The organism is Streptomyces sp. NPDC044064 (assembly GCF_056434245.1).
Genome location: NZ_JBWKFN010000017.1, coordinates 161,271 through 184,279 on the forward strand (window position 1 = coordinate 161,271; position 23,009 = coordinate 184,279).

Annotated in this window: 20 protein-coding genes; 10 read left to right on the plus strand and 10 right to left on the minus strand. The window is 72.1% G+C overall.

Annotated features, from left to right (window positions below; all coding sequences use genetic code 11):
• Window positions 1–31: 31 nt before the first annotated feature.
• The 7 genes from AC07DS_RS27005 to AC07DS_RS27035 all read right to left on the minus strand — a co-directional run bounded on the left by AC07DS_RS27005 (window position 32) and on the right by AC07DS_RS27035 (window position 7,543).
• Window positions 32–931: a 3-hydroxybutyryl-CoA dehydrogenase gene (locus tag AC07DS_RS27005; protein ID WP_479149277.1), complete on the minus strand. Its 900-nt coding sequence runs from the start codon at window positions 929–931 to the stop codon at window positions 32–34.
• A 36-nt stretch (window positions 932–967) separates the two neighbouring features.
• Complete coding sequence (locus tag AC07DS_RS27010; RefSeq protein ID WP_479149279.1) at window positions 968–2,140, minus strand: acyl-CoA dehydrogenase family protein; 1,173 nt, start codon at window positions 2,138–2,140, stop codon at window positions 968–970.
• Between the two features lie 39 nt (window positions 2,141–2,179).
• Window positions 2,180–3,352, minus strand: coding sequence for an acyl-CoA dehydrogenase family protein (locus AC07DS_RS27015; protein ID WP_479149281.1), 1,173 nt, complete (start codon window positions 3,350–3,352; stop codon window positions 2,180–2,182).
• 103 nt (window positions 3,353–3,455) lie between these two features.
• Window positions 3,456–5,510 (minus strand): acetate--CoA ligase family protein, encoded by a 2,055-nt coding sequence (locus AC07DS_RS27020; RefSeq protein ID WP_479149282.1) that lies wholly within the window; start codon window positions 5,508–5,510, stop codon window positions 3,456–3,458.
• Between the two features lies 1 nt (window position 5,511).
• Complete coding sequence (locus tag AC07DS_RS27025; RefSeq protein ID WP_145884011.1) at window positions 5,512–5,703, minus strand: ferredoxin; 192 nt, start codon at window positions 5,701–5,703, stop codon at window positions 5,512–5,514.
• 161 nt (window positions 5,704–5,864) lie between these two features.
• A complete protein-coding gene (locus AC07DS_RS27030) occupies window positions 5,865–7,118 on the minus strand; it encodes an NADH-ubiquinone oxidoreductase-F iron-sulfur binding region domain-containing protein (protein WP_479149284.1) in 1,254 nt (417 codons plus the stop codon).
• Complete coding sequence (locus tag AC07DS_RS27035; protein ID WP_479149286.1) at window positions 7,115–7,543, minus strand: hypothetical protein; 429 nt, start codon at window positions 7,541–7,543, stop codon at window positions 7,115–7,117. Before AC07DS_RS27035 ends, AC07DS_RS27030 begins: the two co-directional genes overlap by 4 nt.
• Window positions 7,544–7,948: 405 nt before the next feature.
• Here AC07DS_RS27035 and AC07DS_RS27040 point away from each other — a divergent pair, with 405 nt between their 5' ends.
• The 10 genes from AC07DS_RS27040 (at window position 7,949) to AC07DS_RS27085 (ending at window position 20,647) form a co-directional block, all read left to right on the plus strand.
• A complete protein-coding gene (locus AC07DS_RS27040; protein ID WP_479149288.1) occupies window positions 7,949–9,127 on the plus strand; it encodes an aromatic ring-hydroxylating oxygenase subunit alpha in 1,179 nt (392 codons plus the stop codon).
• A 168-nt stretch (window positions 9,128–9,295) separates the two neighbouring features.
• Complete coding sequence (locus AC07DS_RS27045) at window positions 9,296–10,420, plus strand: polyamine ABC transporter substrate-binding protein (RefSeq protein WP_479149290.1); 1,125 nt, start codon at window positions 9,296–9,298, stop codon at window positions 10,418–10,420.
• A gap of 3 nt (window positions 10,421–10,423) precedes the next feature.
• Complete coding sequence (locus AC07DS_RS27050; protein ID WP_479149292.1) at window positions 10,424–11,314, plus strand: ABC transporter permease; 891 nt, start codon at window positions 10,424–10,426, stop codon at window positions 11,312–11,314.
• The gene (locus AC07DS_RS27055) at window positions 11,311–12,192 is read left to right on the plus strand and encodes an ABC transporter permease (protein ID WP_479149294.1); all 882 of its coding nucleotides are present in this window, start codon (window positions 11,311–11,313) and stop codon (window positions 12,190–12,192) included. Before AC07DS_RS27050 ends, AC07DS_RS27055 begins: the two co-directional genes overlap by 4 nt.
• A 3-nt stretch (window positions 12,193–12,195) precedes the next feature.
• On the plus strand, window positions 12,196–13,266 hold the full coding sequence (locus tag AC07DS_RS27060; RefSeq protein WP_479149296.1) for an ABC transporter ATP-binding protein: 1,071 nt from the start codon (window positions 12,196–12,198) through the stop codon (window positions 13,264–13,266).
• Between the two features lie 33 nt (window positions 13,267–13,299).
• Entirely contained in the window at window positions 13,300–14,613 is a 1,314-nt protein-coding gene (locus AC07DS_RS27065; RefSeq protein WP_479149298.1) for a flavin monoamine oxidase family protein, read from the plus strand.
• The gene (locus AC07DS_RS27070; RefSeq protein ID WP_479149300.1) at window positions 14,606–16,027 is read left to right on the plus strand and encodes an aminobutyraldehyde dehydrogenase; all 1,422 of its coding nucleotides are present in this window, start codon (window positions 14,606–14,608) and stop codon (window positions 16,025–16,027) included. The genes AC07DS_RS27065 and AC07DS_RS27070 overlap by 8 nt, the downstream gene beginning before the upstream one ends.
• Before the next feature lie 156 nt (window positions 16,028–16,183).
• On the plus strand, window positions 16,184–16,384 hold the full coding sequence (locus AC07DS_RS27075; RefSeq protein WP_479149302.1) for a DUF6229 family protein: 201 nt from the start codon (window positions 16,184–16,186) through the stop codon (window positions 16,382–16,384).
• A gap of 97 nt (window positions 16,385–16,481) precedes the next feature.
• The gene (locus AC07DS_RS27080) at window positions 16,482–19,304 is read left to right on the plus strand and encodes a type 2 lanthipeptide synthetase LanM family protein (RefSeq protein WP_479149304.1); all 2,823 of its coding nucleotides are present in this window, start codon (window positions 16,482–16,484) and stop codon (window positions 19,302–19,304) included.
• 401 nt (window positions 19,305–19,705) lie between these two features.
• On the plus strand, window positions 19,706–20,647 hold the full coding sequence (locus AC07DS_RS27085; protein WP_479149388.1) for a L,D-transpeptidase: 942 nt from the start codon (window positions 19,706–19,708) through the stop codon (window positions 20,645–20,647).
• Between the two features lie 118 nt (window positions 20,648–20,765).
• Here AC07DS_RS27085 and AC07DS_RS27090 read toward each other — a convergent pair whose 3' ends face one another.
• From AC07DS_RS27090 to AC07DS_RS27100, 3 genes are read right to left on the minus strand one after another with little or no spacing between them, the layout of a single operon-like run.
• Window positions 20,766–21,350, minus strand: a complete 585-nt coding sequence (locus AC07DS_RS27090) for a DUF6434 domain-containing protein (protein ID WP_479149306.1) — start codon at window positions 21,348–21,350, stop codon at window positions 20,766–20,768.
• 35 nt (window positions 21,351–21,385) lie between these two features.
• Window positions 21,386–22,330 carry a CU044_5270 family protein gene (locus AC07DS_RS27095; RefSeq protein WP_479149308.1) on the minus strand — a complete coding sequence of 315 codons (945 nt, stop codon included), beginning with the start codon at window positions 22,328–22,330 and terminating at the stop codon, window positions 21,386–21,388.
• A complete protein-coding gene (locus tag AC07DS_RS27100) occupies window positions 22,323–22,970 on the minus strand; it encodes an RNA polymerase sigma factor (protein ID WP_479149310.1) in 648 nt (215 codons plus the stop codon). Before AC07DS_RS27100 ends, AC07DS_RS27095 begins: the two co-directional genes overlap by 8 nt.
• Window positions 22,971–23,009 lie beyond the last annotated feature (39 nt).

Here is a 23,009-nt window from a genome sequence, read left to right on the forward strand (position 1 = left end):
TTCGGTGATCGTACGCCGTGACCATTTTCCCTCACCGCGGCCTCGCCGGTGCCGCGGCCTCACCCTGTTGTTCCTCGTACACGTGAAAGCCCCGGCCGGACTTCCGTCCCAGCAGGCCGGCCTCCACCATCCGGGAGAGCAGCGGTGGGGGTGAGTACTGCGGCTCGCGGAACTCGGCGTACAGGGATTCGGCGATGGCGCGGGTGGTGTCCAGGCCGATCAGGTCCGTCAGGGCCAGCGGGCCGAGCGGGTGCGCGCAGCCCAGGACCATCCCGCGGTCGATGTCCTCGGCCGTCGCGCTGCCCGACTCCAGCATGCGGACGGCTGCGAGGAGGTACGGGACGAGCAGCGCGTTGACGATGAATCCAGCCTTGTCCCTGGTCCGGACGACTTCCTTGCCGAGCCTGTCGGTCACGAAGTCCTCGGCCCGTGCCGTGGTGGTGGGCGAGGTCAGCAGAGACGGGACGAGTTCGACGAGCCGCAGGACCGGTACGGGGTTGAAGAAGTGCACGCCGACGACGCGGTCGGGGCGGGTGGTCGCGGTGGCGAGCCGGATGACCGGGATGGACGAGGTGTTGGTCGCGAGGACGGTGTGATCACTGGTGATCACGGAGTCGAGGCGGGTGAAGACGTCGAGTTTGAGGCTCTCGTCCTCCGGCACCGCCTCGATCACCAGGTCATGGTCGTGCAGGGCTTCGATCTGGTCGACCACGGTGATCAGGCCCATGGCGGCCTCGCGTCGTCCGGCGTCGAGCCTGCCGTGTGCGACGGCCCGGTCGAGCGAGCGGGTGATGCGCAGCAGGCCCGCACGGGCCGCCTGCGTGTCGCGTTCCACGATCGTCACCGGCACGTAGGCACGGGCGCAGACCTCCGCTATGCCGGCGCCCATCAGGCCGCAGCCGACGACACCCACTCGCTCGATCCCGGTCATCCGTCTTCCTCTCCGATCTGTTGTGACGTACGGGTGTCAGGCGAGGGGCAGGTCAAGAACCCCCGTGCCGCGCCTGATGAGTTCGTTGGCGATGATCAGCCGCTGGATCTCGGAGGTGCCCTCCCAGATGCGGTCCACGCGCAGCTCGCGGTAGAGCCGCTCGACGGCGTACGAGCGGTCGTACCCGCGGCCGCCGTGGATCTGCAGGCAGCGGTCGATCACCCGGCCCGACGCCTCGCTCGCCGCGAGCTTGGCGATGGCCGCCTTGGCGTGCAGCGTCTTGCGGTCCTCGGCCGAGGCCTGGTCGATCTCCCAGGCGACCTGGTGGGTGTAGGCGCGGTTGACGGCGATGTCCACGGCGCAGTCGGCGAGCATGCCCTGGATCAGCTGGTACGACGCGATCGGCGCCCCGAACTGCTCACGCTCCACCGCCCAGTCACGGGACAGCTCCAGCGCCCGCTCGGCCGCGCCCGTCGTGCGGGCCGCGATCATCAGCCGCTCCTCGGTGAACCAGGAGCGGGTGATGTCGTACCCCTCGCCGATGCCGCCGAGCACGGCGTCCTCGCCCACCTGGACGTCGGTGAAGGTGAACTCGGGGTGCTCGTAGACGAAGGTGTGCATGAAGCGCGGCACCCTCGTCATCTCGATGCCGGGGGTGTCCTTGTCGACGAGGAACAGGGTGGGCGCGCGGTCCGGGCCCGCCGCGGCGAGCACGATCATGAAGTCGGCGTGGTCGCCGACGGTCACGAACCACTTCTCGCCGTTCAGCACCCAGCCGTGGTCGTTCTTCGTGGCCGTGGTGGCCAGGTTCTGCGGGTCCGAGCCCGCGCCGGGCTCGGTGACGGCGTAGCAGTCGCGCCGCTCGCCCTTGATCACGGGGACGAGGAAGCGCTCGCGCTGCTCCGGGGTGCAGAACCTCAGGGCGTTGGCGGGGCGCCACACCATGTCCCACAGGGCGCCGGTGAGCCGGCCCAGTTCCTCCTGCACGGTGACCTGCTCGGCGATGGTGAGTCCGGCGCCGCCCCACTCGGCCGGCATGTTCACTGCCTGGAGTCCGGCGTCGAGGACCGCGTCGCGGATCTTGGCGTGGGCGCTCGCGGGGAGGCCGTTGTCCTCCTCGCACTGGAGCTCGTAGGCGGCGATGACATCGGTGAGGGCACGTGCGTCGGCCTTCAGCTGTGCCTGGCGCGGGGTGAGGCGGAAGTCCATGGAAGTCCTCGCTGTGGGGTGATCGGGGGTGGGCGGGTTTCAGTGCGTGGGCAGGGCAAGGGCGCGGGTGCCGCGCTTGATCAGCTCGTTGGCGATGATCAGCCGCTGGATCTCGGAGGTGCCCTCCCAGATCCGGTCGACGCGCAGCTCGCGGTACATGCGCTCGACGGCGTACGAGCGGTCGTAGCCGCGGCCGCCGAAGATCTGCAGACAGCGGTCGGCGACCCGGCCGGCGGCCTCGCTGGCGGCGAGCTTGGCGGTGGAGGCCTTGGCGTGCAGCGTCTTGCGGTCGGTGTGCGGCTGGTCGGCTTCCCAGGCGACCTGGTGGGTGTAGGCGCGGTTGACGGCGATGTCCACGGCGCAGTCGGCGAGCATGCCCTGGATCAGCTGGTACGACGCGATCGGCGCCCCGAACTGCTCACGCTCCACCGCCCAGTCACGGGCGAGCCGCAGGGCCCGCTCGGCGGCGCCGACGGTGCGTGCCGCGATCATCAGGCGTTCGTCGGTGAACCACTCCTTGGTCAGCTCGTAGCCGTTGCCGACGCCGCCGAGGACGTCCTCGTCGGCCACGAAGACGTCGGTGAAGGTGAATTCGGGGTGCCCGTTGACCGCGGAGTGCATGAAGTGCGGGACCCTGGTCATCTCGACTCCGGGCGCGGCCTTGTCCACGAAGAACAGCGTGGGCTGCCGCTCGGGGCCGGCGTCCGCCTGCACCAGCAGGAAGTCGGCGATGTCGCCGCAGGTGACGAACCACTTCTCCCCGTTGAGCAGCCAGCCGCCGTCGGTGCGGGTGGCCGTGGAGGTGCCGGAGGACGGGTCCGAGCCCGCGCCCGGCTCGGTGACGGCGAACGCGTCGAACTTCTCCGCGCGGATCACCGGCAGCAGGTACTTCTCGCGCTGCCGCTCGTCGCCGTACGCCAGGACGTTGGCGGGCCGCCAGGGGATGTCCCAGAGGCAGTTGGTGACCTTGCCGAACTCCTCCTCGACGATGACCTGGTCGAGCAGGCTGAGACCGGCGCCGCCCCACTCGGCGGGCATGTTGATGGCGTAGACGCCGGCGTCCATGGCGGCGCGGGTCAGTTCGGTGACGAGCTCCTGCGGCAGGGGTCCGCCGGCCTGCTCGGACTGGTCCTCGTAGCGCATGAGCAGGCGCGCGTACTCGGCGGCGCGGCGCTTCAGGTCTGCCTGTTCGGGGGTGTAGCGCATGTCCATGGGTGCCTCTTCGGTCGGCGGGACGGCGTGCGGGGCGGGTGGGGCTGTGGCGGGTCGGACGGTGGCGGTGGGGCGGTGGCGGTGGCGGTGAGGTGGTGCCCGGTCAGGCGAGTACGGCTCGGGAGTCCAGGGCGAGGACTCCGTGCGGGCCGACGAGCAGGGGGTTGACCTCGATCTCGGCGATCTCCGGGTGCGCGGCGGCGAACGTCGTGATCGTCTCGACGGCGGCCGCGGCCGCCTCGACGTCGACGGGCGGGCGGCCGCGCACCCCGTCGAGCAGGGCGGCGGTGCGCAGTCCGCGCAGCAGGCTCAGGGCGCGGTCCGCCGGTACGGGGGCCAGGGTGAAGGCGACGTCGTGCAGAGCCTCGGCAAGCACTCCGCCCAGGCCGACCATGGCGACCGGGCCGAAGCGCGGGTCCCGGTTGACGCCGACGATCAGCTCGATGCCGTCGGTCAGGTCCGCCATGGCCTCCACGGAGTAGGAGGAGGCGCCGAGCCGGGCGTGCATCTCGCGGAAGGCGGCGAGCAGTTCACCGGGTCCGGCCAGCCCCAGTGCCACGCCCCCCGCGTCGGACTTGTGCAGCAGGTGCAGGGCCTTGAGGACGTACGGGCCGGTGAACTCCTCCGTCGCGGCCAGCAGTTCGGCCTCGTCGTGGACCTCCCGGGCGGCGGGGAAGGCGAGTCCGGCCGCTTCGAGAGCTTGCCGGGTCTGCAGATAGCCGCTCTCGCGCAGTGGTGACGCCGGAGGAGGAAGGGGCGTGATGCCGGTGCGGAGCGCGCGGGGTGCCGTCGCGGCGAGGGCGCGGGCGGCGTCCTCGGTGGCGGCGAAGACCGGGATGCCGGCCCTGCTGAGGGTGCGGCAGCTGGGCGAGCCGGGGTACATCGACTGCACCACGAGGGGTTTCGCGGTGGCGCGGTGCCGGGCGGCGATGAGACGCGCGGCCTCCCGTTCGCCGTCCGCGAGCACGGTGCCTCCGCCGCCGAGCCCGCCGTCGGAGGCCGCGTAGCCGCCGAAGTAGCCGGTCATCAGGACGGCGTCGACCTCCTCGGCCGCCAGCAGCGCGGAGACGGTCTCCGCGTACGAGCCGGGGTCCTGCTCCCCCATTCCGGCGAGGTCCACCGGGTTGGCGACGGCCGACTGCGCCCAGAGGGCCTCCCGGAGCTGTTGCCGCGTCGGCTCCTGGAGTTCGGGCACGGTCAGCCCGGCCGTCTCGACGGCGTCGGCGGCCACCACCCCGTGTCCGCCGCCGTCCGTGAGCACGGCGACCCGGCGGCCGGCCGACCGGCGGGCGCTCTGCAACGCGGCGAGGACGACGGTGAGTTCACGGGGCGTGGCGACCAGTTCCACACCGGCGTCGCGGCAGGCCGCGGTCACGACGTCGGCGGATGTGGTCAGCGCGCCGGTGTGCGACTGGGCGCTGCGCGCGGAGGCGTCGCCGCGACCGGCGGTGAGCAGCACCACGGGCTTCCCGGCGTCGGCGGCCGCCTCGGCGAAGGCGCGTCCGTCGGCGAAGTCCTCCGCGTAGACCGCGACGGCGTTCGTACCCTCGTGCCGGGCACAGTCGGCGAGCAGGTCGACGAGGGTGACGTCGGCCTGGTTGCCGAGCGAGACGAAGCGGGAGAAGCCGAGGCCGTGCGGGCCGAAGCGGAGCTGGAGTTCGAGGGCGAGGTTGCCGCTCTGGCTGAGCAGTGCGATGCCGCCGGGGGTGAAGGTGTCGGAGGCCAGGAAGAGGTCGGTGGTGTTGTCTGCCAGGCCCAGGCAGTTGGGGCCGATCATCACTGCTCCGGCGGCGCGTACGCGTTCGGCGACGGCACGCTGGCGGCTGCGTCCCGCCTCGCCGGTCTCGGCGAACCCGGCAGTGATCGCGACGATCGCCCGGGCTCCGCAGCGCAGCGCCTCGTCGACGGCGTCCTCGAAGCCGGCGACGGGCACGGAGACCACCGCCAGGTCGACGGGCTCGCCGATCGCGCTCAGGCTGGGGGCGGCGGTACGGCCGAGCACCGTTCCGCCGCGGCGGTTGACCAGGTGGACGGGGCGACGACCGTTCGCGCGGACGGCCTGGGCGGCGATGGCATGGCCGTACTTGGCGGGGTCGTCGCTGGCTCCGACAACGGCGACGGAGACGGGGTCGAAGAGGGCCGACAGGTCACGTCCCATGTCACTTCACCAGCCGCAGGGCGGAGTTGGGGCAGGCGGAGACGGCTGCCAGAGCGGCATCCTCGCCGCCCTGCGGGACCTCCTGCGCGCGCACCTGCGCGTAGCCCCACTCGTCGAGGTCGATCTGCTCGGGCGCGGGTTCCTGGCAGAGGCCGTAGCCCTGGCAGCGGGTGGAGTCCAGCAGGAGCTTCATGGTGCGGTCCTTTCGGTGCGGCGGGGTGAGGGTGCGTTGTGGGGGCGGGGGGGCGCTTGCGGGTCAGGAACCCGGATTCGGGCTCGGGTCCGGATGCGGCACCGGGGGCCGGCCCGGGCTCAGGTGACCCGGTCGGCGGGGGTCAGGAGGCCGGATGCGGCTCAGGGAACGGGCACCGTGAACCGGCGCCCGTCCTCGGGTACGGCGGCCTCACAGGCGGGGCAGCGGGAGCGGCGGTGGGCTTCGACGTGCTCGGGGAAGTGGGCGAGCAGGGTGGCGACGACGCGGGCGGCGGCGTCAAGCAGCCCGCAGGCACCGCGGCCGGGCAGCTGACGCGACCAGCGGTGCAGCTTGCCGGCCGCGTCGTCGTCCGCCCGGCCGCGAGCGACGTCCGTGAGGGTGCGGGCCATCGCCCCCGTGCCGGAGACGCAGACCCCGCACTGCCGGGCGCTCTGCGCCGCGAGGTAGGCGGTTGCCTCGTTGGCGACGGCGACGGGACAGTCCTCGGGGTGCAGGAAGTGCAGCGCCCCGCAGCCGAGGGCCCCGCCGGCCGCGCGCAGGCGGTCGTGGTCGAGAGGCAGGTCCGTCCAGCCGGTGCCGTGCAGGCCACCGAAGAGGCCGCCCAGCAGGACCGCCTCTGCTCTGCCGTGCCGGCACAGGTCGGCGAGCACCTTCAGGTGCGTCCCGGCGGGCACCTCGGCCAGCGCGGACGCACCGCTGCCGCCCGAGAGGGTCACCAGATGGGCTCCGGCGACGGCGTCCGCGGCCTCGGGGCGCGAGTGGATCAGCGCGATGCGGGCCAGTGTCTCCACGTTGGCGACGAGGGTGGGCGCGCCGCCGACACCGCTCTCGAAGGGGCGCGGGGGTTTCGCCGTGGGCAGCGCCGGACCACCGTCGATGCGACGTACGACCGCGGTCTCCTCCCCCGCGACGTAGGTGTGCTCCGTGCGGACGACGTCGATGCGCAGCGTGGGGGGACACTCGGCGAGTGCCTGTCGCACGGCCTGCTCGGCGGGGGCGTCGGAGAGGTACACGCAGCCGCGCTCGGCACCGGTCATGGCCGCGACCAGGCGGATGCCGTCCAGGACCAGGTGGGGCCGGTGCCGCAGCAGCCAGCGGTCCTTCACCGAGCCCGGCTCGCCCTCCTCGCCGTTGGCGACGACGACGGGCGGGCCCGGTGCGTCCCGGACGGCCTGGATCTTGACCGCGGCGGGGAAGCCGGCCCCGCCCCGGCCGCGCAGCCCGACGGCGGCGATCCGGTCGAGCAACCGGCCGGGCGAGGTGAGCGGCGCGTAGCCGCCCGCGGCCAGGTACCGGGCGCCGTCCTCGCCGCCGCCGGACAGCCAGGCGCCGGACAGCAGCGGGGCGAGGAGGCCGGGCCGGCCGTCGGGAAGGAGGGAGAAGACGCCGGTCATGCGGTGCTCCTGGGGTCGGGGTGGCCGGCGGGGCCGATGTCGTAGCGGGCTCTCAGCCGCACCAGCGCCCTTTCCAGGTCCCGTCGCTGCGTGGCCGTACGTACGTATCCGGCCCCGGGCAGGCCGATCAGCATGCGGTGGTGGTCGAGGACGACCTCGCCGGCCACCAGTGCCGGCCCCGGGTCGGCGGGGGCGGTTCCCGCCGCGGCCTCGACGACCAGGTCGGTCACCTCTCGCAGATAGCGGAGCCAGCCGGCCTGCGTGCCGCGCAGCACCAGCCGCTCGACCCGGTGCCGCTCGGCGGCGACCTGGGCCGCCGACGGGCGGTCGTCCGCAGGGGCTCGCAGGGCGGCCACCGCGGCGGGCAGTTCCTGTTCGGGCTCCGGCGTGAGACCGAGCCAGACGAGACTTCGGCGAGCGCTCATGTGTGCCTCCGGGGGCGCACCGTCTCCGGGTGGTCCGGAGCCGGGGTGGCGCGGCGATGGCGTGGACGGGGAGCTCCGGCACCGCGGGGAGAGGGGTGGGGAGCTGTGCGGGTGCCCGGCCGGGACCGGGCACGGCGTGGACGGTGACAGGGGTGTCCGGACCGGTTCGAGGTGCCCGGTCGTCCGTCTACCACGACACTAACTAACTAATTAGTCAGCCCACAAGTCTTGACTTGACCCCGCCGTCGCCGCACTCTGACTAACCAATTAGTCAGCCGGATCCCGGCAGGTCCGGCCGCTTCACGTGACGTCGTACGTGACGCCGTACGTGACGCCCTGCCTGCCGCCCGTTCCGGGCACAGCCTCACCGCCCATCGCCGCCGTCGCGGCGCGGAGGAGGACCCCATGCACCCCTCGACCACCCGGGCAGCCGACGCCGTCTCCGCTGCCCCGCCGGAGCCGCCCCCCGAGCACCCCGGGGAAGCCCTGCCGGCCCGCTACTACACGGATCCGGCCATCGCCGAGGCCGAGACCGAACGCATCTTTGCCAGGTCCTGGCAGCTCGTCTGCCACGAGTCCGACCTCCCCGGACCGGGCGCGCGCCTCACCGCCACCGCCGCCGGCCGGGAGGTGCTGGTCGTCCGCACGGAGGACGGCGGTTTCGCCGCCCACCTCAACGTCTGCCGGCACCGCGGCACCCGCCTGGTCACCGCCCCTGAGCCGTCCGGCAAGGCCATCCGCTGCCCGTACCACGGGTGGACCTACAAACTGGACGGGCGGCTCGTGGGTGCCCCCGAGGCGCGCCGGATCCCCTGCCTGGACAAGCCCCGGCTCGGACTGCACCCGGTCAACGTGGAGTCCTTCCTCGGGTTCGTCTTCGTCAACCTCGACATGGAGGCGACCCCGCTCGCGGAGAGCTGCGCCGGGCTCGTCGAGGCCGTCGGCCGCTACGCCGGCCCCGGCCTGATCCCCGTCGGCAGGCACCGCATCCACGACCTGGCGGGCGGCGAGGAGCAGCACGCCAACTGGAAGGTGATCGTCGACAACTACCTGGAGGGCTACCACGTACCCGTGGCCCACCCCGCGCTCATGCGGCTGCTGGACTACCAGGCGTACACGGTGGACGTGCAGGAGAACTACGTCCTGTTCGAGTCCCCGCTGCGCGACAAGCCCTCCTCGAACTGGACCGAGCGGCTCTACCAGCGGCTCGCTACGCCGATGCCGGGGCTGAAAGAGGCCGACCGGCGCGTGTGGCGGTACGCCGTGATCTATCCGAACACGCTCATCGACTTCTACCCTGACCACGTGCTCGCGTGGACCGCCCTGCCCACCGCCCAGGACCGGGCGGCGATTCCCGGCGGCTTCTACACCCGGCACGGGGAGAGCGTCCGCACCCGGCTGGCCCGGCGGCTGAACATCCACATCGGCTGGGTCACCAACGACGAGGACGCCGAGCTGGTGGAACGCGTGCAGGCCGGCCTGCGCACGCCCGGCTTCGAGCCGGGGCCGCTGTCGCAGCGCGAGGCCGCCGTCGGCTGGTTCGCCCGCCGGGTCCGGGACGACCTGGAGGGGCACACCCCGTGACGTCCTCCCGCGCGCTGTACGCCGTACGCCTCCCCTCGGGGTTACCCCGCGTCCGCTGACGCACGCACCCTCCCCAGACCGGTCCTCCCTACGGAGTCAGGGCCTCCGTGAGCCGACCAGCCGGTCCCGCCCTGGAGTTGTGCCGTTCCTCGACGGAGAGGACGTTCCATGTCCCCCGAGGTACCACCGCCGACCCGTCGCGCCGTGCTGCGGGCGGGAGCCTGCGGCCTGCTGGGCGCTGCGGCCGGCGGCTGCGGGTTCATGCCCGCCAGAAAGCCCGACGCCAGACAGCTCGCCCCGGTCCGGGCGCGCGTCGACGGCGATCTCGTCTACTTCAACTGGGCCGACTTCGTCGACCCGTCCGTGTTCAAGGGGTTCGAGAAGGAGTACGGCGTCAAGGTCATCCAGTCGAACTTCGACTCGATGGAAGGCATGGTCGCCAAGCTCAACGCCGGCAACCGCTACGACATCGTCTTCCCCACGGCCAAATGGGCCCAGCGCCTGGTCCGCGGCGGCCGGCTGCGCCGGATCGACCACTCCCAGCTCACCAACGCGCACGCCATATTCGGTGCTTACGCGTACTTCGCGGACCCCTGGTACGACCCCGGCTCCGCGCACACGGTCCCCTTCACCGCGTACAAGACCGGCATCGGCTGGCGCCGCGACAAGATCGGCGATCTGACCGGGTCCTGGAAGGACCTGTGGAGCGACCGGGCCAGGGGCAAGGTCTTCCTGCTCGACGACCGCGACGAGGTCCTCGGCATGGGCGCCCTCGAACTCGGCCTCGGCGTCAGCACCGGAGACCCCGGCGACCTCGACCGCATCACCTCCCTGCTGAACACGCTTCGCCCGCGGCTGCGCGGCTTCTCCAGCGACAGCTACAACAACCTCCTCAACGGCAACGCGGTCATGACCCAGGCCTGGAGCGGTGACATGGCCGCCATGCTCAACCAGGCCAAGGACCCCTCCGTGTTCGGCTTCGAGGCCCCGAGGGAGGGCACGCCGATCAACTCCGACTGCTATGCCATCCCCTGGAACGCCCCGCATCCCGGCACCGCGATGCTGTTCATCGACTACATGCTCCGGCCGGAGAACGTGAAGAAGAACATCGAGTACATCGGCTACCCGATGCCGGTGGCCGGCTCCGAGAAGACCTACGCCGAGCTGGTCAAACCGTTCCCCGAGTGCCTCGTCACCCAGGACGACCTCAAGGCGGACCTGTTCTTCCGCAACGGCGGCCGTGCGGCGGAGGACGCCCGCGACACCGCCTGGACCCATGTGAAGGCGGGCTGAGCCATGGCACTGCTCCGCCACTCGCGCACCCGCCGCCGGGACACCACCGGAAACCGGATGTGGATCTGGTTCATGCTGCCCGGCACCCTCTGGATGACCGGATTCCTGATCGCCTCGCTGGTCCTGGTCGCGGTCCTCGCGGTCGGCACCACCGACGATCTCGGCAACCCGCGCTTCGGCTTCGACCTGGCCGGCGTACGCGCCCTCGCCGACCCCGCCTACACCGAGGTCCTGGCCCGCTCGCTCGGCTACGCCCTGCTGACCTGCGCGATCTGCCTGCTGATCGCCTACCCGGTGGCGTACACCATCGCCCTGCACGGCGGACGGTACAAACACGCGCTGATCGCGGCGATCGTGGTGCCGTTCTTCGCCAACTACCTGGTGCGGATGTACGGCTGGTCGGTGGTCCTCTCCGACGACGGGCCCGTGCTGCGCGCCCTGCGCGCGGTGGGGCTCGCCGACGGCAGCACGAAGATCCTCAACACCGGGGTCGGCGTGGTCGCGGGACTCGTCTACGGCTTCGTCGTCTTCATGATCATCCCGTTGTACGCGGCCCTGGAGCGGCTCGATGTCGCCCTCATCGAGGCCGGCCGCGACCTGTACGGCGGCCCGGTCCGCACCTTCCTCTACGTCACCCTGCCCGCCACGAGGCAGGGGGCGGCGGCCGGACTCGTCCTGGTCTTCCTGCCCGCCATGGGTGACTTCGTCAGCGCACAGCTCATGGGAGGACCGGACCAGATCATGATCGGCAACCTCATCCAGGACAAGTTCTTCCAGGGCCAGAACTGGCCGCTGGGCTCCGCGCTCACCATGCTGCTGATGCTGGTCCTGCTGATCGGGATGTTCGGCTACCTGCGGCGCACCCGCAAGGACGAGGCGGAGGCGCGCCGATGACGCTGCTCAAGGTGCCCTCCACCACCGCCCCGGCCCGCCCGGCCGGCCGGGCCCGCAAGCGGCGCGGCCGCGCCGACCGCAGGCCCCGCATCCTCATCGCCGTCACCGGGCTCTTCTTCGCGCTGCTCTACCTGCCCATCGCCGTCGTGGCCCTGTTCTCGTTCAACTCCAAGAAGTCCCTGACCGTGTTCGGCGGGTTCAGCCTGCGCTGGTACCGGGCCTTCGTCCACGACGACGTCCTCATCTCGTCGTTGGGCACCAGCCTGCGGATCTCCCTGGTGGCGATGGCCGGTTCGGTCGTCCTCGGTGTGGCGCTGGCGCTCGGCCTGGTCCGCTGCCGCACCCGGCTCGGTTCGCTGGCGGGACTGATCATGCTGGTGCCGCTGATCACGCCGGAGATCGTCACGGGCGTGGCGTCCATGCTGCTGTTCAAGGGCCTGGGCGTGGCCCTGTCCACCGGCACGGTGATGCTCGCCGAGATCACCTTCTCGATCTCCTACGTCACGGTCATCCTCCGGTCCCGGGTCGCCGCGCTGAACCCGGAGGTGGAGGAGGCCGCGATGGACCTCGGCGCCACCCGGTGGCAGGCGGTACGCCTGGTGACCCTGCCCGCCCTGCTCCCCGCCGTGCTGGCCAGCGCCGTGCTGATCTTCGCCCTCGTCTTCGACGACTTCGTCCTCGCCTACTTCACCACCGGCGTCGACCCCCAGCCGCTGTCGGTGCGCATCTACTCGGCGATCCGCTTCGGGGTGCAGCCCACGATCAACGCGGTCGGCACGCTGATGCTCGCGGGATCCATCGCCCTGATCGCCCTGGCCCTGTTCATCCCGCGCCTCTTCGGCCGCCGCGGCGGCCTCGACATCCTCTCCGGAGAGTGATCCATGGACGCGACCCCCGCCGTCCGGCTCGACGGCGTCTCCAAGCAGTACGCCGACTCCTACGCCGTCCACCGGCTCGACCTGGACATCGAGTCCGGCCACTTCTTCTCCCTGCTGGGCCCCTCCGGGTGCGGCAAGACCACCTCCCTGCGCATGATCGGCGGGTTCAGCGACCCCACCGAGGGCTCGGTGCTGCTCGCCGGTGAGGACGTGACCGCGCTGCCGCCGAACCGGCGCAACGTCAACACGGTCTTCCAGAGTTACGCGCTGTTCGACCACCTCAGCGTCGCCGACAACGTGGCCTTCGGGCTGAAACGCAAGGGCGTCGCCAGGGCCGAGATGCGGCAGCGCGTCGGCGAGATGCTGGATCTGGTCCAGCTCGCCGGGCTGGCCGACCGCAGACCCCGTACCCTCTCCGGCGGCCAGCGGCAGCGCGTCGCGCTCGCCCGCGCGCTCGTCAACCGTCCTGCCGTACTGCTTCTCGACGAGCCGCTGGCCGCACTCGATCTGAAGCTGCGCCGGCAGATGCAGGTCGAGCTGAAGCAGATCCAGCGCGAGGTCGGCATCACCTTCGTCTTCGTCACGCACGACCAGGACGAGGCGCTGACCATGTCCGACCGGATCGCGGTCATGAACGAGGGCCGCATCGAGCAGTGCGGCACCCCCGAGGACGTCTACGAGCACCCCGCCACCCGCTTCGTCGCCTCCTTCATGGGCACCTCCAACCTGATGGCCGGCACCTACCGGGGCGGTGAGGTCGCCCTGGAGCAGGGGCCCGCCCTGCCGGTCGGCGCCCGGAGCGGCATAGCGGACGGCACCGCCGTCAGCGTGTCCGTGCGCCCGGAGAAGATCTGGCTGTCCGACTTCGAACCGGGCATGTCGATGCTGACCGGCGTCATCCGCGAAACCGTGTACAGCGGCCCCACCACGACCTATCTGATCGAACTCGCCCCGGGCGTCACGCTGTCGGTGCTGGAGCAGAACACGGCCCGCGCGCGCATGGAGGACCGCTGGAGCGGCGGCGAGACGGTGGAGTTCGGCTGGCGGCCCGAACACTGCCTGGTCCTGGCCTGATCCCCGCCCGCCCCACTCACGAAAGCGAAGCTGATGCATCACGACGTGATCGTGCTCGGCGCGGGACTGGCCGGGCTCGCCGCCGCCCGGGACCTGGCCGCCGCCGGCACCGACGTGCTCGTCCTGGAGGCCCGGGACCGCGTCGGCGGCCGGGTCGAGCAGACCCGCACGCCCGACGGCCGTACCGTCCAGCTGGGCGGCGAAGTGGTGGGCCGTGCCCACACCGCTTATCTGCAACTCGCCGGGGAACTGGGCCTGGAGCTGGTCGCCAGCTACGTCGCCGAACCCGGCCGTATCACCCGTTCCACACCCGAGGGCCTCTCGGCCGGCGACCCGCCGCACTGGTTCGGGCCCGGCGACATGACCCAGCACGAGCAGCTCGGCAAGGAGTTCGCCGAACTCGCCGCCACGGTCGACCCCGCCGATCCCTGGTCCCACCCGGACGCGACCGCCCTGGACCGGCTGTCCGTGGCCGACTGGCTGCGCTCCCGCCACGCCGCACCCGCGGTGGTACGGCTGTGGGACATCGGCCAACTGGCCCTGGCAGGAGGATCGTACGAGCGCATCTCCCTGCTGGCCGCGCTCCGCAAGAGCGCGGCAGTCCCCGGTACGGGCGACTACGACTACGACAACTGGGAGGGGCTGCGACTGGCGGCAGGGTCGGCCACCCTCGCCGAGGTCCTGGGCCGCGAGCTGGGGCCGCGCATACGCCTCGGCTCGCCCGTCGCCGCGCTGGACATACGCCCCGGCCACTGCACGGTACGCCTCGTCACCGGCGAAGTCCTCACCGCGGCGGCCGTGGTGAGTGCCCTGCCGGTGGGACCGCTGCGGTCGGTCGCCGTCACCGGGGTCAGCGACGCCCGCCTGGCCTCGCTGCACCGGCAACGACAGGCGACGGCCGCGAAGTTCGCCGCCGTGTACGACCGTCCCTTCTGGCGCGCCGCCGGGCTCAACGGCCTGTCCGAGGCCGAGGGGGTGCTGGGCAGCACCTGGCCGCAGAACGAGGGCGTGCTCTCCGCGCTGGTCCCGCCCGAGCGCTACGGCGTCCTGCTCGGAACACCGCCCCAGCTGCGCACGCCCGAACTGCTCGCCGAGATGGCCGTGATGTTCGGCGACGAGGCGCTGCGGCCGACCGCCTGCCATCTGCGGCTGTGGGGCACCGACCCGTGGACGCAGGGTTACGTCACCCAGTGGCCGCCGGGCGAGGTCATGGCGGTCGGCCCGCTGCACGGCTCCCATGAGCCGCCGTTCTACGTCTGCGGCTCCGACCAGTGGGTCGCCGGGTACATGGAGGGCGCCGTCCGCACCGGGCGCGCCGCCGCCGAGGAGGCGCTGCGCCGTGGCTGACCACGTCCGTCTCAACCACGTCGACGGCAAGGAGGTACCGGCGGCCTCCGGTGCCACCGTGCCGCTGGTCGACCCGGCCACCGGACTCCCCCACGGCACGGCCCCGCTCTCCGGACGCGTGGACGTGGACCTGGCGTGCCGGGCGGCCGAGCGGGCCCTGCCCGGCTGGTCGGCCACGACTCCGGCACGGCGGCAGTCCGCGCTGCTGCGCATCGCCGACGCCCTGGAGCGGGATGCGGACGCGCTGGCGGACGCCGAGGTGACCGACACCGGCAAGCCGCGCGCGCTCTTCCTGGCGGACGAACTGCCCGCGGTAGTGGACGTGTTGCGGTACTTCGCCGGGGCCGCCCGGAACCTGCCGGGCGCCGCGGCGGCCGAGTACACGCCGGGCCGCACCTCCGTCCTGCGCCGCGAACCGGTCGGCGTCTGCGCGCAGATCACCCCGTGGAACTACCCGCTGATGATGGCCGTCTGGAAGGTCGCCCCCGCGCTGGCCGCCGGCAACACCGTCGTCCTGAAACCGTCCGACACCACGCCGTCGTCGGCCACGCTCCTCGCCCGGCTGGCCGCCGAGCATCTGCCGCCCGGAGTGCTCAACGTGGTGTGCGGCGACCGCGACACCGGGCGCGCCCTGGTGGCGCACCCGGACGTGCGGCTCGTCGCCGTCACCGGCAGTGTCCGCGCCGGACAGGAGATCGCCGCGGCGGCGGCCGCCGACCTCAAGCGGCTGCACCTCGAACTCGGCGGCAATGCACCGGTGTTGGTCCACGAGGACGCGGATCTCGACGACGCGGTGGCGCAGTTGTCGTCGCTGGCCTTCTACAACGCGGGACAGGACTGCACCGCCGCCACCCGGATCCTCGTCCACCAGCGTGTGTACGAGATCTTCCTGGACGCCTTCGCCGACCGTGCCGCGCGGCTGCTGCCCGGCGGCCCGGGCGACGCGCGCGCCGACTTCGGCCCGCTCGCGAACGCCGCCCAACTCGCCTCCGTGCGCGGCCTGCTGGAGCGGCTCCCGGAGCACGCCGAGGTCGTCACCGGTGGCGGCGCCCTGGACCGCCCGGGCTACTTCCACCGGGCCACGGTGGTCGCCGGGGCCCGGCAGGAGGACGAGATCGTACGCAGCGAGGTGTTCGGCCCGGTCGTCACTGTGCAGCCGTTCGGTGAGGAGTCCGAGGCCTTCCGGATGGCGAACGCCGTTCCCCAGGGGCTGGCCGCGAGTGTCTGGACCCGCGACCACGACCGGGCCATGCGTGCGAGCCGGGCACTGCACACCGGCATCGTCTGGGTCAACACCCATGGCACGACAGTCTCGGAGATGCCGCACGGCGGTGTGCGCCACTCCGGTTACGGCAGCGACCTCTCCCTGACCGGCCTGCTCGACTACACACAGGTCAAGCACGTCATGTTGTGAGGGCGGACCGCCGTCCGTCGAACGCCTCAGTTTCCTACAGGAGGCATCAGGAATCCCACGCGACTGTGGCCGGATTGCGCATCTGACGGGTGTTCGAACATCGCGATACTCAGGGCTGGGCAATCCGCCCCAAACTCCCGCCTTCGGAGGCCACTGATGCCCCAGACCAGTGTTCAGACCGCGGCAGTGCTCGAAGCCTGGCTGTCCGGTTCCGAGAGCGCCTACGGCCAGCTCAACCCGGCCGGGCCGCTGTACGTCGGCGGCGCCGCCGCGGAGGCCGCGCTCACCGACCCGAGCGACTCCCTGTACGGCTTCTGTTCCAGCCCGAGCGGGTCGCACGGCAGCTGGTGCTGCTGATCGTCCACGGTGCCCTCGGGCCCCGGCCGGGGAACCGCGCGCTGTTCGCGCGGTTCCCCGCGTCTCGTTCGGTCGACTGGAAGAGAGAGGGTGGAAGGTGAGCGGATCGGCGCCGGACGGCGTGGACGAGTCCGAGTGGTTCGCCGGGCCTGTACGGAGCATGGCGCGGCCGTGGCGGGACGAGTTGGCAGGGCGTCTGGCGGCCGTGACCGCTCTGGACCGCGACGAGCGGGAGGTGGTGCTGGAGGCCGGCCACACCGCCCTGGTCAGGTCGTTGCACGCCAAACTCTCCCGCCTCTTCCTGGTCGAACTCCACGCGCTGCGCCTGGCCGGTGGCGCCGGTCCGGACGCCGGGGGTACGGCGGACACGAGGACGTGGGCCGCGTTCGTCGAGCAGGCCGGTGCGGAGGGCTATCTCGACAAGCTGGCCGACCGGTACCCGTGCGTCGGCCGGCGGGTCGCCTCGGTGGCGCGGATGTCGGTCGCGGCCGCGGCCGGGTTCGCGCAGCGGCTCGCCGCGGACCGGGCACTGCTGCATCCGCTGCTCGGGGGACCTGCCGGGCCGATGCACGCGGTGACGTTCGGGGCGGGCGACAGCCACCGGGGCGGCCTGACGGTGAGCCGGGTCGACTTCGCCGGCGGCAGCGTCATGTACAAGCCCCGGCCGTCCGAAGCGGACGTGGCTCTGGGCGCGCTGTTGACGGAGCTGTTCTCGGACTTCCCCGGCGCCCCGGCGCCGGACGAACGGATCCGCGTGCCGAGGACGCTGGCGCGCGAGGGCTACGGCTGGGCCGAGTTCGTCCACCACCGGTACTGCGCGGACGATGCCGAACTCGGTGCTTTCTACCGCAACATGGGACACTGGCTGGCCGTGCTGCGTTTCACCGGCGGCACCGACATGCATGCCGAGAACATGATCGCCGCGGGTCCGGTGCCGGTGATCGTGGACGCCGAGACGCTCTTCGACTCCCCCGCGCCCTTCCCGCCCAGTGGCCGGGGTGACGCGGTGGACGTGGCAGCGGCGGCCATCCGCCGGACGGTGCTGCGCACCGGGCTGCTGCCCGTGCGCGGCACCGGGTTCGCGCTCGGCGGAGTGGACATCTCCGGGGTGGGGGCCCTGCCCGGCCAGCAGCCGCTGATCCCGAACCCGGTGATCGCGGACGGCGGCACCGCGGCGGCCCGCTTCCAGGTGGACCTGGTGGCGATGCCCACCGCCGGAAATCACCCGAGCCCGACCCCCGTGCTGAGCGCGTACTGGGACCGGATCCTGGCCGGCTTCCGCGAGATGACCACCCACCTGCGCCGGCCCGGCGCGGATCCGTACCGTCTGCTGGCCCGCTTCGAAGGCGCCCGGGCACGCCGGATCCTGCGACCGACCCAGGCGTACGTCGACATCGGCCGCATGCTGTGGCATCCGGCGTCGTTGCACGACGAGACCTCGGCCGTCGACCGGGCCCGGGACATCCTGTTGCGCAACGCCGCGGTGCTGCCCGGTGCGCCGACCGAGCGCACGGCCGTCGACGGCGAGATCGCGGACCTCCTGGCCGGCGACGTGCCGATGTTCGGCTTCACCGTCGACGAGGCCGCCGTACGGAACACCGTCGAGGACTGGCGCACCGCCGACTTCGCGCTGGAGGAGTCGGTGATCCAGGACGCGCTGGTGGGTGCGTACCTGAACGAGCGGTCGCTGCCTGCGCGGGTGCAGGCCGCCGCCCATGAGCCGCACGCCCGTGACCGGGAGCGGCGCCGCCGGGAGCTGGCCGCGCGGATGGTGCGGCGGCTGTGCGACGGGGCGGTGCGCGGCGAGGACGGTACGGCGACCTGGATCAGCCCGGTGTTCACCCCTGCCGGATGGTCCATCAGGGTGCTGCCCGCCGACCTGTACACCGGGCAGGGAGGGGTGGTGCTGACGCTCGCGGAGTACTCGGCCGAGGTACGGGCCGCGCGGGCGGCCGAGGTGCCCGGCGTCACCGAGACGTTCGACGGCGCACTGCGCGTGCTGATGAGTACCGAGGACCGGACCCCCACACCGTCGGCCGGGGCGTTCAGCGGCGTTGCGTCGCAGGTGTGGACGTGGCTGGCGTTGCACCGGGTGCTGGGTGAGAGCCGGCTGCTGGAGCGGGCCGCCGCGAGGGCGGTACTGCTGGAGGGCCGTCTGATCGAGGACGACGTCGAGGTGGATCTCCTCAACGGGGCGGCCGGTGGCATCGTCCCGCTGCTCAACCTGGCGGCGGCGACCGGGCAGGACCGCTGGCTCGCCGCGGCGGCGCACATCGGCCGCCGGCTGACGGGGCTGGCCACGGTCGACGCGAGCGGTGCCCGCTGGACGACCCGGCTCAACCCGGAGGGCATCGGCGGCTTCGCCCACGGAGCGACCGGCATCGGCTGGGCGCTGACCCGGCTCGCCCTGAGCGAAGCCGGTTCCGCGGCCGAGCGCCACGACTGGGCCCACCTCGCCGAACTGGCCTTCGCCTACCAGGAGTCCCTCTACCAGCCGAACCACGGCAACTGGCTCGACGTCCGCATCGGCGCCGAGGAGGACTTCTTCACCAGCTGGTGCCACGGCAGCGCGGGCATCGGGATCGGCATGCTCGACCTGCACCGGCGCACCGGCGATCCGGCCCACCTGGACATGGCCCGCCGCGCCGCACGGGCCTGTGCGGCGGAGGGCTTCGGCTGGAGCCACACGCTGTGCCACGGCGACCTCGGCCTCTGGCAGTTCCTCACGTCCATGAACGTCGGCGACCCCGCCGACCTGGACGGCGAGATACTCACCAGCCTCGAACAACGCGGCCCGGTCGGCGGCCTGGCCCGGGAGGCGTTCTCCCCCAGCCTCATGTCGGGCCTCGCAGGAGTCGTCCACACGCTCCTGCGGATGCACGGTTCGGCATCCTTGCCGGATCCTCTGGTCCTCGACTGATCCAGGGGGGGTCGGTCGAGGACCAGGGCCAGCGCCTCCTTCAGGTCGTGCTCGGCGGTGTCCGCCGCCCAGCGCGGCCCGGGCCGCCCCCGCCAACTGCTCCCGCTCCACTGCCCCGCCTGCCACGTCCCGCACCAGCCCCTCCGCCACGGCAACCCGTGCGCCCCATGGGGGGCGTCGGCGTGGAATCGAGTGAAATCAGGCAGAAGACCGGTGTCAGCAGCCCGATCCGGTGGTAGGCGCTGATTCTTGGGACATGCTTTACACGACACGTGCAACTGAGGCCCGGGTCCACACTGTCTGACAGGGAGTCGGGCCCGTCAGGGCCGAAGAGCGAGAGAGCGGGGCGGGGCGTGGGACGGCGCAAGGGCAGCATAGGGATCGCACTGGTCACGGGTGCGATGCTGGTGGGCGTGACTGCCTGCGGCGGTGGGAGCGGCAGCGACAAGGCCGGCGGGGGCGACGCGAAGGCGCCGGGCAAGCCGAGCGCCAGCTCCTCTCCGTCGCCGACGAAGCCCGCGGGCCCGCCGATGCTGCTGGAGACGATCACCCCGCAGACGGGCAACACGGTCGGTGTGGCCATGCCGATCTCGGTGATCTTCACCAACCCGGTGGCGGCGAAGGCACGGGCTTCGGTCGAGAAGCACATGAAGGTGAGCGCCTCGCAGCCGGTGGCCGGCGCCTGGCACTGGTTCGGCGACAGGCGCGCGGACTGGCGCCCGAAGAACTACTGGCCCTCCGGCACGACGGTGAAGATCGACGCCGACATGAAGGGCGTCAGCAACGGCAACGGACGCTACGGCGTGCGCGCCTACACGCACACCTTCAAGGTCGGCGACGACGTGCGCGCGGACGTCTCGGTGACCGGCCACACCATGAAGGTGAGCCGCAACGGCAAGGCGGTGCGCACCCTGTCGATCAACGCGGGCAGCCCTCAGTACCCGACGTGGAACGGCACCATGGCCGTCATCGACAAGCAGGAGAAGGTCCACATGACCTCCTGCAGCGTCGGCATCAGCTGCGACAAGGGCAGCCCCAACTACTACGACCTGACGCTGCCCTGGGACGTCCACCTGACCCAGTCCGGCACCTACGTGCACTTCTCGACGGGTGACCCCAACCCCGGCAGCGGCAGCGCCCGTGGCTCGCACGGCTGCGTCCACCTGTCCATGTCGGACGCCAAGTGGTTCTACGGCCAGGTCAAGCAGGGCGACCCCATCACGATCACCGGCTCGACCCGTGCCAAGGCCTCGCCCGACAACGGCTACGCGGACTTCAACCTCGGATGGGACGAGTGGCTCGCCGGCAGCGCGTCCGGGGAGGGTTCGACCGCGACCCTGTGACGCGCTGCGATGGCGTCGCGGCAGGCACTCGATGATGCCGACCGCGACGCCATCGGCGTACGTGCCCTTCGGGCCGGGCGGAGACGGCCGGGTCCGTCCCCGCAAGGTGTGTGTGCAGTCAGCTGCCGCCGGGGGTTCTGGGGACTGCGCGGTGGGCGTACCAGGCCTCGAGAGCCTGGGCCCGGGTGCCGGCCGGGTTCTCGCGGTGCCAGGCGCTGGTGAAGCGGTTGAACTCGAACTGCCCCTCGATCTCGCGGGGCCGGGCCGCGTCCGGGCGGGTGGCATGCCAGTGGGCGACAGCGTCCGCCAGGGTCCTGCCGGGATTGCCGGCGATGAAGTCGCGCATGAAGGCGTCGAAGTGGAAGCCGGGGCCGATCGCCTCGACGAAGTACCTCCGCAGGACCTGGCTGCACCGCTGGCCGGCCGGGATCACGGTGCCGCCGTCGACGGGCTCCGCCAACTGCGCGGTCGCCGGGCGGCGGCGGGCCGGGGCGGCCGGCAGCGGCAGGCCGTCCAGCGCCGCGGCGAGGCGGGCGGTGACCGCCGCCTTGCCGCCGTGCCGCGCGACGCCCATCGTGCGGGCGAGGCCGGTGAGCTCGTCCAGCGTCCAGTACCAGCGCAGCAGCTCGCCACCCGTGAGGGCGGCTGTCAGAGGCGGCCTGGACTCGGCAGCTGTCGCACTGGTGTTCTGGTTCTCGTTCATGGCCGTCATTCTGCCGGACTGTGTCCCACAGGTTCTCAGCCGTGCTGTCCGATGCCGTCGACCACCTGGATGTCCTGCAGACTCCTGGTCTCGTAGTACCAGTTGGCCTGCTTCCACTCGCCGTGCACCTTCTTCGGACTGCTCCCCTTGGTACGCAGGCCCAGGTAGTCGTACGTCTTGCGGTCGAAGAGGAAGGTCCACTCCGTCTTGGGGTACGAGACCCCGACGGCGGTCCGGCCGGCCACGTCCACCTCGTCGTAGTCCAGGCGGATCAGGGGAAGCTTCGCCAGCGCTTCGAACGCGGCGGCCTGCAGGCCGGGGGGCATCACACGCGGCCCCATGAGCAGCATGCATCCTTCGAAGAACGCGCGCATGTCGTTGCGGGCCGAGCTCGGCCGGCCCATCCTGAACCGGGCGAGGAGCTTGTCGGGGTCCGTCGGTATGGCCTTGAGCTTGGAGTAGACGGTGGGGGGCCAGCGCACCTCGTGCCTGCCGAGCGGCGGATCGTGGTGGATCTTCCCGTACTCCTCACGCAGGGAGGGCTTGGAACCGTCCACCGACATCCAGCTCTCGTCGGTCCACGTCCTCGTCTTCCCGCCCTTGACCGGCGTCCGCAGGATGTAGGTCCGGTAGTAGAAGTACTGGTCGTTGCGCGGCACGGGCAGATCGCTCCCCGCGGCACGTGACCTGTCAGCGGCCTTCCGCAGTACCTCCGTCGCACTGATCGCACCCAGCCGGGGCTTGCGGTCGTCCCCGGCGTCACGGGCCACCACGACGGTCGCACCCACCGCCGCCGCGGTCACGCCGACGAGCGCGGTACGGAACACGAGTCGTCGGCTCAGCGCACCTCCACGGGCTGCACCGCCGCGGGACTCCTCGGCCATCGCGGCTCCGAGGCGGGCCCGGGCGGCTACGCGGGCGTCGCCGGACAGCTCGTGCTCGTCGGCTTCCCATCCGCGCACCATCGTCAGTTCATCCATGATCCGTCTCCTTCTGAGGCGCGGTCGAGGTGGTGAGATCCGGTGCCCCCAGCGCCCGCCGCAGCTTGGTGCGGGCCCTGTGCAGGCGGGAGCGCACGGTGCCGACGGGCACGCCCAGGGCCTGCGCGGCCTCCGTGTAGTCGAGTTCTCCCCAGGCGATCACCAGCAGCACGTCCCGGTACCGGGCGGGCAGAGCGGCGAGAGCGCCGGCCAGGGTGCCGTGCGTCCCGTCGGCGCTGAGCTTCTCGGTGATCCCGTCCTCGGGACCTTCGAGATCCCGGTCCGCGGGCAGCGAGGCCATGCGCGACAGCGCCCGCAGCCGGCGCGCCTCGTCCCTGCGGTGACGGCCGATCAGGTTGGTGGCTATCCCGTACAGCCACGGTCGGGCGTGCGCGTGCGACAGGTCGTAGCGCCGACGACGCTGGAACGCGATCACGAACGTCTCCGCCATCAGGTCGTCGGCGGTGTCGGAGCCCAGACGTCGTGCGACGTAGCGGTGGATGTCGTCGGCGTAGCGGTCGAAGATCAGGGCGAACGCCTCGGGCGTCCGCCAGGACCGTTCGATCACCGAGCCGTCGGAGTCCGCGACCGCTTCCGTTGCCGTGGTGAGTGCGGCAGCGGTGCCCGGCAGGAGCGTCACGCCTCACCTCTGTGGTTCATTTCGTATCCCTCGAAAGCC